General features: G+C 49.8%; 10 protein-coding genes. All 10 read left to right on the top strand.

Features of this window, described 5'->3' with window-relative positions:
* Nucleotides 1-29: 29 nt before the first annotated feature.
* The 10 genes from KDW_RS20210 (at nucleotide 30) to KDW_RS20255 (ending at nucleotide 18,461) form a co-directional block, all read left to right on the top strand.
* Complete coding sequence (locus tag KDW_RS20210; protein WP_151757765.1) at nucleotides 30-800, top strand: SMI1/KNR4 family protein; 771 nt, start codon at nucleotides 30-32, stop codon at nucleotides 798-800.
* Between the two features lie 14 nt (nucleotides 801-814).
* Nucleotides 815-2,467: an RHS repeat-associated core domain-containing protein gene (locus tag KDW_RS35140; protein WP_151757766.1), complete on the top strand. Its 1,653-nt coding sequence runs from the start codon at nucleotides 815-817 to the stop codon at nucleotides 2,465-2,467.
* 160 nt (nucleotides 2,468-2,627) lie between these two features.
* Nucleotides 2,628-4,310, top strand: a complete 1,683-nt coding sequence (locus KDW_RS20220) for an NACHT domain-containing protein (RefSeq protein WP_151757767.1) — start codon at nucleotides 2,628-2,630, stop codon at nucleotides 4,308-4,310.
* A 2-nt stretch (nucleotides 4,311-4,312) separates the two neighbouring features.
* On the top strand, nucleotides 4,313-6,361 hold the full coding sequence (locus tag KDW_RS20225; protein WP_151757768.1) for an RHS repeat-associated core domain-containing protein: 2,049 nt from the start codon (nucleotides 4,313-4,315) through the stop codon (nucleotides 6,359-6,361).
* Nucleotides 6,362-6,404: 43 nt separating this feature from the next.
* Complete coding sequence (locus tag KDW_RS20230) at nucleotides 6,405-6,914, top strand: hypothetical protein (RefSeq protein ID WP_151757763.1); 510 nt, start codon at nucleotides 6,405-6,407, stop codon at nucleotides 6,912-6,914.
* Nucleotides 6,915-7,608: 694 nt separating this feature from the next.
* Nucleotides 7,609-10,800 (top strand): RHS repeat-associated core domain-containing protein, encoded by a 3,192-nt coding sequence (locus KDW_RS20235; RefSeq protein WP_151757769.1) that lies wholly within the window; start codon nucleotides 7,609-7,611, stop codon nucleotides 10,798-10,800.
* A 162-nt stretch (nucleotides 10,801-10,962) separates the two neighbouring features.
* Complete coding sequence (locus KDW_RS20240) at nucleotides 10,963-11,877, top strand: pentapeptide repeat-containing protein (protein ID WP_151757770.1); 915 nt, start codon at nucleotides 10,963-10,965, stop codon at nucleotides 11,875-11,877.
* 50 nt (nucleotides 11,878-11,927) lie between these two features.
* Nucleotides 11,928-12,821 (top strand): pentapeptide repeat-containing protein, encoded by an 894-nt coding sequence (locus KDW_RS20245; protein WP_162005435.1) that lies wholly within the window; start codon nucleotides 11,928-11,930, stop codon nucleotides 12,819-12,821.
* Between the two features lie 184 nt (nucleotides 12,822-13,005).
* Complete coding sequence (locus tag KDW_RS20250) at nucleotides 13,006-17,943, top strand: RHS repeat domain-containing protein (protein WP_151757772.1); 4,938 nt, start codon at nucleotides 13,006-13,008, stop codon at nucleotides 17,941-17,943.
* On the top strand, nucleotides 17,940-18,461 hold the full coding sequence (locus KDW_RS20255; RefSeq protein WP_151757773.1) for an RHS repeat-associated core domain-containing protein: 522 nt from the start codon (nucleotides 17,940-17,942) through the stop codon (nucleotides 18,459-18,461). The genes KDW_RS20250 and KDW_RS20255 overlap by 4 nt, the downstream gene beginning before the upstream one ends.
* The last annotated feature ends 61 nt before the right edge of the window (nucleotides 18,462-18,522 follow it).

The following is an 18,522-nucleotide window of genomic DNA, read 5'->3' on the forward strand; positions in this document are numbered from 1 at the left end:
CATTCTTTTGTGGAAAGTGGAATGTAAGGGTGGTAGCCCTGACGGAATGCGAGCATGGTGGAGGCATGATCAAGCCCTTGCAGCCCTTCTCTCCGTCCTTCCAAGGGAAGGACGGAGAGCCAATATTATCTAAGCAAAGGAACTTAGATGCAATGGAAGTATTTAGAGCTCCAAGAGCATTATGTGATCATTACTTCCATTCTTATGCTTTTTATAAGATTGCTTTGCGAGCACTGCAACCAGTGATCGCTTTAGAACAGGAGATGAATATGGGGAATGTTTATGATACTCTTACAGAGATTAATATGATCAAAGAGAGGTTGAATGAACACTCTTGTATCAGAGTTCTTGATGAAGAAGGGGATAGCTGGGATGCCTATTTTAGTTTTACATTGCCCGCAAAAGAGCCTGAGATTGCAGACTTGGAATCTCGGTGGTATATTCCCCCATCTTATAAGCAATTTTTGTCCGTATCCAATGGTGCAGTTCTTTACAAAGACGTTCAGTATGGTCAATGGGGTTTTTATTTGTATGGAACAAAAGATTTAATTACTAAAAATGAGCAATGGCATAAATTGTATAGTTCTCTGCCAAATGATTATCTCGTTTTTGCTGAATCATTGGGTGATGCTGATTTTCTTATTATTAATACTTGTCATCCGGAAGAAACTAATGAGTGCGTTATTATTGGTAGTGATGTAGGATATGAAGTAAGTACTTGGCCTATAATCGCTCAAAGTTTTGCTGAATGGCTTAGCTATTTAGTAAACTCTCAAGGTGCTAAATACTGGGAAAATTAGTAACTATATCTATAATGGCCCCAGAGGAATTTGGCCTGGCGCCCAACGGCACAACAGTAGGTGCCTATCAGCAAGCCTATACCTATGACGAACTCGATCGTCTCACGTCGGGTCCATCGGGCACGGAAACCTATGGCTTCGCCCCGGTGCATGGTGCCTTGACGCTGAGTACCGTTCCCGGTCAATATGCCAGCTATGATGCCATGGGCAATATGACCTGTCGCAACGTTGATACCACCACGGCTCACGCCTGTGATGCCTCCCAGACCGGTGCGCAGCTGACCTACGACAACGAAGGTCGTCTGGAAACCTGGACGGCACCTAGTGGCACGACGGCCAGCGATCAGTATCTCTATGATAACAGTGGGCAGCGCGTCTTCCAGCACTCCAGTTCCACGCTGGCAGGTAATACCACGAAGACGGACACCATCACCTTTGATGGGGCTACGGATGTCACCACTACCAATGGGGTTACTTCGACTACCAAATACTATAGTGTGGGTGGACAACGCGTGGCCATGAAGAAAGATGGCGTGCTCTCCTACCTGTTACCCGATATGCTGGGCAGCACCAGTATCGCGCTTAAAGCTGATGGCAGCGTGCAGGCTGTACAGCTGTTTGCTCCCTTTGGTGGCACTCGCTACAGCGATGGCAGCATGACCACGCCCTACAACTATACCGGCCAACGCCTCGATAGCACCAGTGGCCTGTTGTACTATGGCGCACGCTATTATGACGCGACCAGTGGCCGCTTTACCAGTGCGGATACGGTCGAAACCAATGGCACCGGTCTGGATGCCTATGCCTATGTCAAGGGGAGCCCCGAGACGTTTACGGATCCAACGGGTCATGGCCCATGTTTGTCTGCAGATGCGTGTGACGTTGGCACACCCAAGTCTGATCCACCATCTAGTGGTGGTGATTCTGGCAGTGGCGGTGGTAATGGGGGTGGTGGTGATCCTGGGGTCGGTGGTAGCGATGATGCCTGCCACAATATGGCCCTGTGTGGAGGAGGTGGTTCTACAGGAGGAGGTGGCTCTACAGGAGGAGGTGGCTCTACAAGAGGAGGTGGTCAGACGACACAAACCTCTGACTCAGATATGAAGGTGTCGCCAGCAAAAATCCTCAAGGCAAAAGGTATAGCTGTTGTAACTAGTGCAACGCTTTTTGCTATTGGCTACTCATTAATGACTCTAGGCCAACTTATAGTCAATTTAGCTTTAGGAGATGGTGAATTGGAGTCTTTCAAAACAAAGTTTATTGACCTTCTAAAATCATTTGGAGTGATAGGGGAAAAACTTGCAGGTGTAGTTACCAATATATCTCCTACACTGGCCATTGTGTTGGGAACGTCTCTCTATTCGATAGGCGTTGAAGGTAGTGCACTAGCGGGTGTGTTCGCTATTTATGCCGCACAACTTACTTCTAGCAAAACTTTCATGGATCAGTTTAACTCTGAAATAGAAAAGACGCAGGATATTATGTCATTTTCAAAACGCACAGCAAGTGACGTTGTTGGTGTACTCTCTGGCATAAACAATGTTTTGAGCTACTTTTCACTATCGACAGTAAATTTTCAGCCTGGAGTTGATGCAGTCAATTCGATAACTGATAACGTGTATCAGCCAATTATCAACCGTGCTAATTCACTGATTGCTAATGCATAAATGTATTAGCTTATTAGTCTTGTTCGCAAAGACTTAGCGGAATACAGGCAAGTGACTTGTAAGTTATTTGCCTGTACTTTTAGTATGGAGTAATGTTAAATTTGCTGTATTCATGTAAGCTGATTATGGCTCAAATAGCGATATGTGAGAGAATGAATTGATGTTTCTACAAGTAAAAAGAAGGCAGCGGTTACTTGCGCAAATACGTGATACCTGGCTGAAAGGTGTCCTAGAGCCTTCTATAGATGAGAACCCGTCTATTTCTTTATCGTTGCTATCTTGGACTGTGGATGATGCACAGACACCACTTCGATGTTTGCCTGTTATAGGTTCACAGTTGATCGATGTCTATGATGCAAGTCGGAATAGTCTTGTGATTATCGGAGATGAAGGTTCGGGAAAAACGACTGTGCTGCTGGAATTGTTGCGGGACTTATGGCAGCGAGCGCAGCAGGATACTCAGATGCCGATTCCCATAATGTTTCATTTGTCATCCTGGGCCAAAAAGTGCGAGCCATTGGAAAAATGGTTAGCTGAAGAATGGAAGGTACTCTACCCTACAGGGGAGTTTAAGGCAGGTGAATTTCTGCTGATACTTGATGGGTTTGACACCATATGTGAGGAACTCCAAGATGTGTGTTTTAATGCTATCAATACCTATCAGGAAATGCATCGAAATATATCGCTCGTGTTTTGTTGTCGTAATACGGATTATGAGCATATCCAATTATCTTTGTCTACACAGCCACATAGCGTTGTCCAGATTCAACCATTAACGGATGAGCAAATTGATGTGTATATATATCATGCGCGTTGCGATCAAGCAGCAATGAAAAGGGCTTTGGAATCTGATCCTAGTCTTTATGCTTTGGTACATCGACCGTTGCCATTAGTGATGCTCTCCCAACTTTATCAAGGGTCAATGGAACCTGATATTAGGGGTGGTGATCAAGCGGAACTGCTTCAGAACCTTGTTGCTATATATGTTCAGAGCCAGTTAGAGCCTCAGAGAAGAGATAAAATGCAAACAAACCTAGATGCGAGTCGCTGGCTTTCTTGGTTAGCTAGCCATCTCTGGCAAGATCAGATTATTGGAATTCATCTAGAACATCTATTGCCGCGTTGGCTACCTTCCACACGATGGTTGGTGTGGTATCGTTTGTTGGTATCACTCATGACATTGTTTGCTGGTTTATTTATGCTTACTGATCTCTTAAAAGGCTGGAATCTCTTTGTGCTCTGTATGTGGCTGTTCATTGTCGTCATTCTTTTTTTTCGACGCCCTCTAATAGGTGTGGATAGTGAAAAGAGTTTCTTACGCCTCAACTGGCTTTGGCTCGTTATCGGGAAAATAGGAGCGCTAACTTTAGTACTACACATATCCAACTCATGGATTTGGATACTGCTTTACTTATTGGCATTGTTTGTACTGGCTTACGTCGTTGATACAATTAATGGGTTCCTTGATAAATATATTCTTCCTGCCTGTGATTGGGTTACGCAGGCTGGGCGACGTGCCACTATTGCTGGTCTCTTCATTGTTATACTTTTGGGTGCATATGAAGTGATAAGCCTTGGTGTTATTGGTGTCTATCAAGGTCTCTATCCAGGAATTTTTGTAGGATTGTGTTTCTGGCTATCAATGGGTGGAGGCTCCTTCCTCGAATACTGGCTTCTCCATTTCTGCTTCTGGCGTTCGGGATGTTTTCCCTGGCGTTATCGAGCTTTTTTGGATGTTCAGGTTAAACGCAAGCTACTGTTCCGTATTGGATATGGTTATCTTTTTCGCCATCAAATGTTTATACGTTACTTTGCGTTATTGCAGGCCAAAGCAGTCGATTAACTTTGGCTGTTAACGATGCAGGTCAGCCAACCAGCGTCGTCTATCCGGATGGCGAAACTGTCACCGCCCAGTATGATAGCAATGGCTACGCACGTTCGGCCTACTTTGGGACGCCAGCGAGTACTGATCCGGTGAATTTCCTGGTGGGCCAGGTGAGTTATACCAATACTGGACAGGTGGCAGGGCTTGCTTTTGGCGGCTCGGCCGCGAAATCCAGTGTGCCAACGCCAGTGTTCTCGACCACCATGGGCTATGATGGGATTCAGCGTCCCGTGAATAGCAGTGCGACGAATGCGGGGGGCACGTTCTGGAACCAGAACCGCACCTATGATAATGTGGGCAATGTGCTTGGTGTCACCACCACCCTGCCCACCACGACGGGTGGCACGCAGAAAGATGTGCAATCCTTCTGTTATGACAGTCTCAATCGTCTGGTCTGGTCCGGCAATACCGGCGCACCCAGTGGTGGAGATCACTGTGGGTTGGCACCGGCAGGCACGACGCTTGCCACCTATCAGCAAGCCTACACTTATGATGCGCTGGATCGCTTAACGTCAGGTCCATCGGGCACGGAAACCTATGGCTTCGCCCCGGTGCATGGTGCCTTGACGCTGAGTACTGTTCCCGGTCAATATGCCAGCTATGATGTCATGGGCAATATGACCTGTCGCAACGTCGATACCACTACCGCTCACGCCTGCGATGCCTCGCAGATTGGTGCGCAGTTGACCTATGATAACGAAGGTCGTCTGGAAACCTGGACTGCACCCAGTGGCACGACGGCCAGCGATCAGTATCTCTATGACAACAGTGGGCAGCGCGTCTTCCAGCACTCCAGTTCCACGTTGGCAGGCACGACCACGAAGACGGACACCATCACCTTTGATGGGGTGACCGATGTCACTACCACCAATGGGGTCACCTCAACCACTAAATACTACAATGCGGGTGGGCAACGGGTGGCCATGAAGAAGGATGGCGTGCTCTCCTATCTGTTACCAGACATGCTGGGTAGCACCAGTATCGCGCTCAAAACTGATGGTTCCGTGCAGGCCGTACAACTATTCGCTCCCTTTGGTGGCACCCGCTATAGCGATGGCAGCATGACCACGCCCTACAACTATACGGGCCAACGTCTCGATACGAGTAGTGGCTTGTTGTACTATAATGCCCGCTATTATGATACAACCAGTGGCCGCTTTACCAGCGCGGATAGCGTTGAAACGAATGGCACTGGTCTTGATGCCTACGCCTATACCCAAGGAAATCCAGAAACAGCGACTGACCCAACTGGCCATCGAATAGATTGGGGTGGAGGCGAGCAGACCACTATTGACTGGTCTAAAGGAACAGCATCAACCTTTGAGACCCAAAGTGCCGTTGATCCTTCTATAACTCAATGGTGGGGAACCTCTCTCTACTACCCCACTTATGGCCCTATCACCTCGGCGTATGTAGGAAGAACCGATGTCTATCATTTTGGAGGAAAACTGTATGATCCCGGTTCGGCAAGTGCAATCGATAGGATCAAGAAAGTAACTGCATCTGCGCTAGGCATCGATAAAATGCAAAAAGGGGATATTGTTGGCGGCATCCTGCATGGCGCTAACAATCTTCTCATGGTTGGTATGATTTTTGGTGGTGGGGAAGGAGTACTGGGTGGTGAAGTAGCCATGGAAGGAGCAGGAGCGCTTACTGGTACTGTTTGGGATTCAATCAAAGCAACACAGCCTGTTTGGGAAGGAACAGTAATACCGAGATCTTTTGAACTAACTACGGAAGCTGGAAAATTTTGGGCTAACGGCAATGGAACTAAAAACATGGCAGAATTTGCACTAAAGTACGCACTAAAGAGAGGCCTTACCCCAGAGGAAACAAAGCTTTTAACCCAATTCATGCTTAAAAGTTTCCATTCTGCTGTAGAAGCCGCAGCTGATCAAGGTATTGTATATAATGACATGATAAAGATTGATAATTGGGAACTTGTGTTCTCTGCTCCACGGGAAGATGGATTGTTGCCTGTTATTAAGCATGCAGTATACAAACATTAGTTACGGAAGGACCCGATACTCAAAATGGATGAGAGGAGAATCCATGTTAAAAATTATTGGGATAGCCCCAATTAGTACAGGTGAACTCGTTGTCGATCCCTATGTACCATTATCATTCAGATCGTATGATACTGTACCGTACCTCTGGCGGATAGGAGATTTTCATCGTTCACTCCTTGAGATTAGTATAGAACAATCAACAGGAATCTTATACGACGTAACGTTGACTTTACCTGGAAGTTCCATGTTGGCCAACCTGCCAACTGGATATGAACTTGTGCCAGAGAAAATTGGATTGCCAATTATTGAGATATCTGCCATTACCTGGGAAGGAGAGTATATAGGTATCTGGGATGAAAAGCATGAATTCTCTCTTTTGTTGAAAAACGATGCTGTGTATATTGTGTTCGACTCTTCCTTGAATCCTTCATCATGTATCAGCGTAGATCGTGTCACGTTCTTTGAAGCAGAGAGTGTTTTATGCGGTATTGGATTTTTTTCACTTGCACCAGAGGAAATTGCTCTTCTGAAGAAGTATTTCATAAAAGTATAGCATAAAGACGTTTATTTGAGATATCAGGTACGTTACATATAGAGGAAAAGTATCCTATTCCAACGAAAAGTAACGACTGTCTTAAGTACTTTAAGTACAACGTCTTTACAGCGTATCCATCGTTATGAAATTCATGTCGCATTGGAGAAGATGCTCTTATATCTAAGGCATCTTCTCCAATATAAAAAGAAGTATTTGTCTATGCGTAAGCATTTTTTTACAGGTGACCTCACATGGAAGCCTGATCAAGTAAAGGTATGAATGAATCCAGTGCCCATAAACTATTTCAAAAGTCACATCCCGTCCTCTCAACTTGCAGATTCTGATGCGGTGGAAAAGCTCCATGGCCCTATTTATCTTCCACAGATGTTGGGAGAGAACCGTGTGGATCTCACTGCAACACAACTAGAACGGCTTCCTCTCGTATTTAATTTTATACTAGTGCGGCGTGGAGCTCTTTCATTGTGGCACTGCGTCTAGGTGGTGTCACGGAAAGTCGGTCATACATGCCCTGGATGCGGGAAATATGCCGTTTGGATTGATATTGCCGGGCCATTTCTAGACCGCGGATGGCATATTTGACTCCTTTATCGGTCTCACCAGCATAGGTATAGGCTTGCGCTTTGACGATGGTAGAGGAGCCTATATCCCGTAGTGTATCGGTGATAGCAGAGATATCTAGAGCTTTTAAGGGTTGCCAGAGGATGTGCTGGGTCGGGTGACCGCGATCGCCGCGCCTGGCGATGCTATCACCAGTCCAACGGTGAGCTACAGCTACAAAAACACCTGTACGCAGGGAGCGACCAATCCCTGTCTGGAACTGGATACCACCACCCGTCAGGTGAGTGGAGGGACGCAAACCGTCACCACCCAGCAATGGTTTGATGGGCAAGGACGGGTGGTGGAAACCAAAGCACCCGGCCCGAATCTGTGGTCCAAGGTGCCGAAGATTCCGTCGACCGTGATCACCTATACCCTTTATGACACCATGGGTCGTGCCACCACGAAGAGCCTGCCCTATGCCATTTCCTCGCTGGCCGGTACGGGCTATATAGCGCCGAATCTGGCGCAGGCACGGACCGTGACCAACTATGATGGATTGGGACGCCCGCTGGGCAGTGTCACCTATCAGGATGCGAACACGATCAAGCTCTCCACCAGCATCGCCTATACCGTGGCACAGGGTCTCCCTAGTTTCACCCAGAATACCACGCTCCCGTTTGAGCGGACCACGACGCTGGATGCCTACAATCATCAAGCGGTCAGCTACACCGATGCGATTGGGCGGCAGCGCTACAATCAGGTGTTTAAGGGGAATGGGGCGCCCTACACGGTGCTAAGAACGATCCGTTATGATCGCGATGTGGTAGGAAATGTCTATGCGACCTTGACCTACGATGCCACTACCACTCTGCAAGCCTCACAGCATGCGACCTATGATGGCGTGGGTCGCAAGATTGGCATGGATGATAGTGACTCTGGTTCCGGCTGGGTCTTTAGCTATGATCAAAATAGCAATCCTGTCAGCCAGACGGATCCACGGAGCAAGAGTGTGTACATCAACTATGATGTGCTCAATCGTCCATTGTGTAAAGGTACCACCTCGGCCGCCGTTAATCCCTGTACGGCGAGTGCCACCTCGACTTTCTTTTATGATAGCTATGACAAAAATAGCAATCCTGGTGTGACCTTCCCCACTACGTGTACGGCTCCCAGTGGTTCCTATGCCTCCGATCCGATCGGGGCCATGACCGCTGAAACCTTCAGTGGCGTCGCCGGTTCCGGCTCGCGCTGTAAGGGCTATGATGAGCGGGGGCGCATCGATCAGAGTGGCTTGACCGTCAACGGCGATGGACAGACCATCACGCAGACGATGAACATGAGCTACAATGATGCGGGTCAGCCGACCAGCGTGGTTTATCCCGATGGGGAAACCGTCACCGCCCAGTATGATAGCAATGGCTACTCACGCTCCGCGTTCTTTGGGACGCCGGCGAGTACGGATCCCGTGAACTTCCTGGTTGGCCAGGTCAGCTATACCAATAGCGGTCAGGTGGCAGGGCTTGCTTTTGGAGGTTCGGCGGCCAAGTCCAGTGTGCCAGCGCCAGTGTTCTCGACTACGATGGGCTATGATGGGATTCAGCGACCCGTGAGTAGTAGTGCGACGAATGCGGGGGGCACGTTCTGGAACCAGAACCGCACCTATGATAATGTGGGCAATGTGCTCGGGGTTACCACCACCCTGCCCACCACCACGGGTGGCACGCAGAAAGATGTACAATCCTTCTGTTATGACAGTCTCAATCGTCTGGTCTGGTCGGGTAATACCGGCGCACCCAGCGGTGAAGATCACTGTGGACTGGCCCCGGCAGGCACGACGCTTGCCACCTATCAGCAAGCCTACACTTATGATGCGCTGGATCGCTTAACGTCGGGTCCATCCGGCACGGAAACCTATGGCTTCGCCCCGGTGCATGGTGCCTTGACGCTGAGTACTGTTCCCGGTCAGTATGCCAGCTATGATGCCATGGGCAATATGACCTGTCGCAACGTTGATACCACCACGGCTCACGCCTGTGATGCCTCCCAGACCGGTGCGCAGCTGACCTACGACAACGAAGGTCGTCTGGAAACCTGGACGGCACCTAGTGGCACCACGGCCAGTGATCAGTATCTCTATGACAATAGTGGGCAGCGCGTCTTCCAGCACTCCAGTTCCACGCTGGCAGGCAACACTTCCAAGACAGATACCATCACCTTTGATGGGGCTACCGATGTCACCACCACCAACGGGGTCACCTCAACCACCAAATACTACAGCGTGGGTGGGCAACGCGTGGCCATGAAGAAAGATGGGGTGCTCTCCTATCTGTTACCTGATATGCTGGGCAGTACCAGTATCGCGCTCAAAGCTGATGGCAGCGTGCAGGCCGTGCAACTGTTTGCCCCCTTTGGTGGCACCCGCTACAGCGATGGCAGCATGACCACGCCCTACAACTATACCGGCCAGCGCCTCGATACACAAACAGGGTTATTGTATTACAACTCACGGTATTATGATGCAGTCAGTGGGCGTTTTACTGTCGCGGATAATGTTGAGACTAATGACAGTGGTCAAGATGCTTATGCTTATGTTCATGGTAGTCCTGAGACATTTACAGACCCTAGTGGGCATTGGCGGGCAAAAAATGATTCTTGTTTTGACTGTGAGGGGGGGTGGCCAGAGCCTAAGCCACAAACAAATTTATCATCATCGATACCTGTATACGCGGTTATCGCGGCTGCTGCCCTGGTTATTCTAGCATGGAATATATTCAACTGGTTTGCGCCATTTGTGTTTCCAACAGGATCTGATAGTAACACGCCTAATAGTAGGAGTAATCATTTAAAAACAATAGATACACCAATTACTGGAAATGCACCTTCTAATGTGATTGGTGTGGCTAATGATGTAGCTAATGCACATAATGCTTTCTTGGATAGGCCACAGACTAAAGAGAGAATTGCTAAGGATGATGCGGCGAATCCGGCGAAATTGACGAAAATTCCTACTATGGGTAAAGGAATAATTATTGGATCAAATGGTCAGATATGGCCATCAGGAGGAATTCAAGGGACCGACCGGAATGGTCATTCAGAGCAGCAATTAGTTGATTGGGCTAGTGGTCAATTAGATAACATAGTTAAAAAAGCTAAAAAAGATAATTCTGCTCTATTACCGTCTTATACTGTTAATATTGTGAGTGACCAAGCACCTTGCCCTGATTGTCAAGACTTCATACCAATTTGGAGTGAAAAATTATCAGAAAAGGTAGATGGAGCGAAAGTCACCACGATCTTTTGGTACCTTAACCCTGCTGGAAAATTGCAACAGTATCAACCTTGATGTTATATTTATTTGAGGTTGAAAGATAAACATGTACAAAGGTAAGTCGAATGTAGAAAGATATCTTTTTGTAAACGGCTTGCCTGTTTGCTGCCTTCGCACAGAGATAATTCCATGATACATAGTAGTAACCTGTTTGAATGAAATGGAAAGGGCAACTGGATGGCTAATTCAGAGCATCTGCAGTTATTTCGTGACCCGCAGCAGTGGAAGGAGTGGCGTTTGCGCTTCCCAGACATCGTGCCAGATTTACGTGCGAGCGATATATCGTCTTTTGATCACATGGATGGCAGAAATGTACAACAGGTCGATTGGTCAGAAGCCGATCTGAGCTATATGGATCTGGCAGAGATGAATTTTGAAAGAGGCATCTTTACCCATGCGTTCCTCAATTCGGCACAACTCTGCAATGCCTCTTTTGCTTTTGCTGATATGCGTCAGGTGGATCTTTCCTTTGCAAGTTGTCGAGGGGTGAATATGTCTTATGCCAACCTGCGGGAAGCATGGTTGGCGAATACAAAGATGGGGTATGCACAGTTGAGTGCGGCTGATCTGCAGAAGACCTACCTCAGGAAAGCTGACGTGCGTTTCGCTGACCTTCGAGGGGCAACGCTTGCAGGAGCGCGAGCATGTGAATTGCTGCTTGTGGGTGCCAATGTTGCTGGCGCTGATCTCACTGGTGCTGACTTGAAAGGGGCTGATATACGAAGAGTGAATATATTGGAAACGCAAAGTGGACATGATCTTACCCAGATACACTTGAGCTACACGAATTTGAACGAGTTGAATTTGCGGGGAGCCGTCATGCGCGAGATGGATTTACAAAAAGTCTATTTCCAACGTACGGATTTACGAGGAGCGGATCTACGAGGCGCCAACTTGACTGCCGCCATTTTTGATCAGACGATGATTGCTGGAGCGCTCCTGGATGGAGCGTTGCTCGATTGGGATACGACAACGCGATCTGATGATCTCTTGACCTTGCATACAATACCACAAAAGAGGGGGTGGCCTACAAATCCACGCCAACGTTGGCGAGACATCCAGAAATGGAATGAAGGAGAAACAGGTTCGTGATTCTTCTCGGTGAGGAACATCGTTGTGTGTGTATGAAGGGAGTACCTATAATGGCTAATCCAGAACATGTTCGGTTGTTTTTTGAGCATAAGCTTTGGGATGAATGGCGTGAATACTATCCACACATTCTGCCGGATTTACGAGCGACTGATTTCTCAGGTGGTGAAACGAGGACGCGAGAATTCCAACGTGTGAATGGCTCGGGGTCCATATTTCATTACATGGATCTTACGCTGGCCAATTTTGATGAGGCTTGTTTAGTGGGTGCTTCCCTTAGCTGTGCGTTCTTAGCTGAATCGTCTTTTGTGGGGGCTGATCTGCGCAATGCTGATTTATTTGATGGCATGTGTAGTTGTGTGAATATGAGTTCTGCCAATTTGCAAGGCGCGTTTCTTGTGGGTGCTATAATGAATGATGCGAAGCTGTGTGCTGCTGATTTACGCAAGGCGACGTTACGCAAAGCTACTCTTGACTATTCGGACCTCCGTGGTGCGAATCTTACAGGGATACACGCAAGTGAATGTAATCTTTATGATGTCAATGTTGCCGGTGCTGATCTGACCGGTGCTGATTTCCGATGGGCCGATTTATCGAAAACAAACATAGTAGAAGCTCGCAATGGTCTTGATTTGATGCATCTCAAACTTCGTGGTGCTTATCTGTGCGAGATCAATCTGCGTGGAGCGCTAATGAGAGAGATGGATTTGAGGAAAGTCGATTTCCAACAAGCTGATTTACGAGGAGCTGATTTACGAGGAGCTAATCTTACGAAGGCTTCCTTCGATCAGACGATGGTAGAAGGCACCTTATTCGATGATGCTCTCGTGGATTGGGATCAAGTGACGCGATCTAATGGTCTATTGACCTCGAAGCATAAATTCTATTCTAAGGATTGGGAGAAGTGGGACAATGATGACGATGAGGAGGAGTGGGAAGAAGCGTAATCATGTCATCCTGAAGGGGTTCTTTGCGCCAGGTGTGGTGAGGATGGAAATTATATTATAAATAAAATAGCAAATTCATTTTTTGTTATAGACAGCCCTTAATAATGCGTGGGGAGCACATTCTGGAACCAGAACCGCACCTACGCCAACGGCGACCGCAACGCCTCCGGTCAGCAACCCACAGATGGTGGCGGCCGCTGCAAGTAGTACGATTTCCTTTAGTACGCAGGCACCGCAGGCCAGCTGGGGCACCCCACAGAATGTCGATGTGGGCTTAAGTTCTGGTGCTCTGGACTATAGTTATCCGATTAGTGTGCCACCCGGACCTGGTGGATTTGCTCCGAATTTGAAACTCTCCTATTCTAGTGGTTCGGTTAGTGAGAGCCACAATGCACAGGGAACCGCCCCCTGGGTGGGTGAAGGCTGGAGTTTGAGTCTGGGTTCAATTACCTGGAGCCAGCTCAATGTCACGCCTGACTCGACGAACAAACGGGAAAATGTGTGGTCGATCAATGATGCCAATGGCATTGGCGGACAGTTAATCCCGCAGGATTATGGGACCACGTCCACCGATATTACCAGTACCGTGTGGCATTCGGCCCCTGAGAGCCATGCCAAGATTGTGCAGGTCAATTTTAATAATCAACCTTGCTGGCACGTCTGGTTGCCCAATGGCATGATTGAAGAGTTTGGCTGCACCAACGAGTCGCGCCAATCGGCGACTGATGCACAGGGTGCCTTTCATCCCTATCGCTGGGATCTGAATCTCCTGGTGGATCGCTTTGGGAACCAGATTCGTGTGCATTATCAACAGGATCGCCCCAATACTGATGTGCGTGATTCGGCGATTTCGTTTATCGAGTATAACGATATCACCTGTCATAACACCTCGTACGCGACAAATGCGGTGACGCTGGGTTGTAGCTCCTGGAATCCGTTGATCAGGATTGCGTTGAATGCCACCTATGCGGCTGATCGGATCTTGAATACCACCGGGGGATGTAACAACTGGAGCGCCTATACTCGTTGTGATGCTCCTGTTGATCTGTCGGCTTCGAATGGCTTGCCATCCCCGAAAGCCTTTAATGACTATGTTCTCAATAATATTCAGGTCCAATCCCTGGGACATGTGCTCCATCAATATGACCTGTCTTATGACCAGAAACCTCCGACGACCATTCTCGATCCACTAAGTGGTCTCAATGAAAGTGCGGCTGGATATCTGTTGTTACGCCGCATTCAGGAAGCGGGCACGGATAATAATCCCTCTTTGAAGGGTCCAGAGATCAATATCGGCTATGAGTCCCATTCCGAGCATTATGAGGCGTCGGATGACCTTCATCATGCACAACCCGCGTCTAATTGTGGGCCGAGTTGGACGCCTCGCTATGGTGATGGTACCTGCTGGCTCTGGGCGCAGACATACAATAAGTACTTCATCAACACCTTTGATAATGGTCGTGGCTGGAACGAGACCATTAACTGGGCCGAAGCCCATGGCAATACCCATGGAACGAATAACGTGGGTGCTGTCAATAATGCGTTGACCTGTAACCCTCTCATGACCACGAATGCGAAGTGTGCCCAGGCTGATGATCGTAGTTGGAGCCGCATGGTGGTCTTTTCACGCACAGCGGTGACCAATGGCGTGTCCTCACTGTGGCAGTATCAATATTATCTCAATCAGTTGACTGGCACGTGGTGTAACGAATGTACCTATGGCTATACCTGGGGTAATGTCAACGACTCGGATTATGCCGACTACTATAATCTGCAGTTTACCAGTTTTGACACGGTGCAGGTGACGCAGCCAGATAACACGTCGCAGCAACATTTCTTTTATTCGACCAATGGGGTAGGTCTTGCCAGTAGTAGCATTACCTGTAGCTATCAGTATCCCATTGGCACGAATCATTGTGGTCTGGCTCCCTATTGGTCACCGGATCCGGGTCTGGCTGGTCGGGAAAAAGAGACCTTAAACTTTGGCAGCGATGGCAAGCTGCTAACGGCGCAGACCTCCCACTCCTTTACGATGTGTCCTCCTCCCGGGGTGGGTCATAATACCGGAGCTGTGGGTGGAGCCTATGACGTCGGGACGCAGTTTTTTACCAGCCAGCTGGATCGCAACAATCCGGTGGTGGTCTGTGATCCGCAGATGAACCAGACGGATAGCTATCAGGTGGATGGGGTGACGGACCAGAATGGCTTTACCACCAATAGCAATGTTGTGCATAAAACGACGGCGTATACCTATGATGGGGACAATCAAGGTCCCGATCAGACGGCCGGGTATGACTATGGTAACGTTAACCAGGTGGATGTTACCGCCAATGATGTCAATAACGAACACTACATCTCCAAGAGTACCTATTATCCCAATGATCACGTGGGTTCTGTCTATCTGACCAATCTGCCAGCTTTGACGACCACGCAGGATGCCTCGGGGACGCAGTATGGCTGTCATGCCAACTTCTATGGCGGCAGTAGCGCGTTTAATACGGCACCATCGCTGCCAGATGTGACGCGCACCGAAGATCATACGGGCTATAGCGATCCCAGCAATGGCTGTAACGCACCGGGCTCGATGGTAGTGAACCAGACGGTCTATGACGCCTCGGGCATGCCAACGGCGACGCTGGATCCTGATAGTCACAAGGGTTGTAACTCGAATACCTATACCGCCTGTGCCACCTATGATGGTTTTGGCACGCATCTGACCAAGGCCTATAATGCCAAGAATCAGCTGGTGACCGCGACCAATGATAGCACGGCTGCTGGCGGCTATGGTCACTGGGTGCTGGCGACCAAAGATGCCAATGGCCAGACCACAGCCTATCAGTATGATGTGCTGGGTCGGGTGACGGCGGTTGCCGCACCTGGTGATAGCATCACCAGTCCGACGGTGAGCTACAGCTACAAAAACACCTGTACGCAGGGAGCGACCAATCCCTGTCTGGAATTGGACACCACCACCCGTCAGGTGAGTGGAGGGACGCAAACCGTCACCACCCAGCAATGGTTTGATGGACAAGGACGCGTGGTGGAAACCAAAGCACCGGGCCCGAATTTGTGGTCCAAGGTGCCGAAGATTCCGTCGACCGTGATCACCTATACCCTTTATGACAACATGGGTCGTGCCACCACGAAGAGCCTGCCCTATGCCATTTCCTCGCTGGCCGGTACGGGCTATATTGCGCCGAATCTGGCGCAGGCACGGACCGTGACCAACTATGATGGCCTGGGACGCCCACTGGGGAGTGCGACCTATCAGGATGCCTCGACGATCGTGCTGTCCAGCAGCGTCGCCTATACCGTCGCGCAGGGACTGCCCAGTTTCAACCAAAGTACCACGCTCCCGTTTGAGCGGACCACGACGCTGGATGCCTACAATCATCAAGCGGTGAGCTACACCGATGCGATTGGCCGACAGCGTTATACCCAGGTGTTTAAGGGGAATGGTGCACCTTACACGGTGCTGAGAACGATCCGCTATGATCGCGACGTGGTCGGCAATCTTTATGCGACCCTGACCTACGATGCCAGCACCGCCCAGCAAGCCTCGCAGAGTGCGAGCTATGATGGTGTCGGGCGCAAAGTGGGGATGACCGATAGTGACTCGGGTTCCAACTGGGTGTTTAGCTATGATCAAAATAGCAATCCCATCAGCCAGACGGATCCACGGAGCAAGAGCATGTACATCAGCTATGATGTGCTCAACCGTCCGTTGTGTAAAGGTACGACCTCGGCAGCCGTTAATCCCTGTACGAGTAGTGCCACTTCGACCTTTTTCTATGATAGCTATGACAAAAATAGCAATCCTGGTGTGACCTTCCCCACTACGTGTACGGCTCCCAGTGGTTCCTATGCCTCCGATCCGATCGGGGCCATGACCGCTGAAACCTTCAGTGGCGTCGCCGGTGCCGGCTCGCGCTGTAAGGGCTATGATGAGCGGGGGCGCATCGATCAGAGTGGCTTGACCGTCAACGGCGATGGACAGACCATCACGCAGACGATGAACATGAGCTACAATGATGCGGGTCAGCCGACCAGCGTGGTTTATCCCGATGGGGAAACCGTTACCGCCCAGTATGATAGCAATGGCTACTCACGCTCCGCGTTTTTTGGAACGTCAGTGAGTACGGATCCCGTGAACTTCCTGGTCGGACAGGTCAGCTATACCAATAGCGGTCAGGTGGCAGGGCTTGCTTTTGGAGGTTCGGCGGCCAAGTCCAGTATGCCAGCGCCAGTGTTCTCGACTACGATGGGCTATGATGGGATTCAGCGCCCCGTGAGTAGTAGTGCGACGAATGCGGGGGGCACGTTCTGGAACCAGAACCGTACCTATGATAATGTGGGCAATGTGCTCGGGGTCACCACCACCCTGCCCACCACCATGGGTGGCACGCAGAAAGATGTACAATCCTTCTGTTATGACAGTCTCAATCGTCTGGTCTGGTCCGGCAATACCGGCGCACCCAGCGGTGGAGATCACTGTGGACTGGCACCGGCAGGCACGACGCTCTCGACGTATCAGCAGTCCTACAGTTATGATGCGCTGGATCGCCTCACGTCGGGTCCATCGGGCACGGAAACCTATGGCTTCGCCCCGGTGCATGGGGCCTTGACGCTGAGTACTGTTCCCGGTCAATATGCCAGCTACGATGCCATGGGCAATATGACCTGTCGCAACGTCGATACGACCACGGCTCACGCCTGTGATGCCTCGCAGACCGGTGCGCAGCTGACCTACGACAACGAAGGTCGGCTAGAGACCTGGACGGCACCCAGCGGGACCACGGCCAGCGACCAGTATCTCTATGACAATAGTGGTCAGCGCGTTTTCCAGCACTCCAGTTCCACGCTGGCAGGAAACACCACGAAAACAGACACCATTACCTTTGATGGGACTACCGATGTCACCACCACCAACGGTGTTACCTCAACCACCAAATACTACAGTGTGGGTGGACAACGGGTGGCCATGAAAAAGGATGGGGTGCTCTCCTATCTGTTACCCGATATGCTGGGCAGCACCAGTATTGTGCTCAAAGCTGATGGTTCCGTGCAGGCCGTACAACTATTCGCTCCCTTTGGGGCACCCGCTACAGCGATGGCAGCATGACCACGCCCTACAACTATACGGGTCAGCGCCGCGATAGCACCAGTGGCCTGTTGTACTATGGCGCACGCTATTATGACGCGACCAGTGGCCGCTTTACCAGTGCGGATACGGTCGAAACCAATGGCACCGGTCTGGATGCCTATGCCTATGTCAAGGGGAGCCCCGAGACGTTTACGGATCCAACAGGTCATGGTCGGTGTGGTCCTGATGGTGATTGTGTCGGAGTTCCTGGTCCTGGAACACCTGGGCAACCACCAGCACCTGAGCCAACACAGCCTGGTGTCGGCGGTGGCGATGATGCCTGCCATAATATGGCCTTATGTGGTGGCGGAGGCGGCTCTTCGGGAGGAGGGGCATCTACAGGAGGAGATGGGCAGTGTCATAGTGGTTGTAAGGCTGAGACCACAGGGGGGGTGGTGGACACTCATGTGGATCTGGTACTCATGCACAAGGTGATACATGTCTCCCTAACCCTGACAATACACAAGCGAAAAATCAAGCAAGAGCTGATAAGCTGAATCCTATCGTATACGGAGCTTTTGGATTAGTAATTGGAGGAGGTATCGCACTGGTATTACT

Source organism: Dictyobacter vulcani (genome assembly GCF_008974265.1).
GTDB lineage: Bacteria > Chloroflexota > Ktedonobacteria > Ktedonobacterales > Ktedonobacteraceae > Dictyobacter > Dictyobacter vulcani.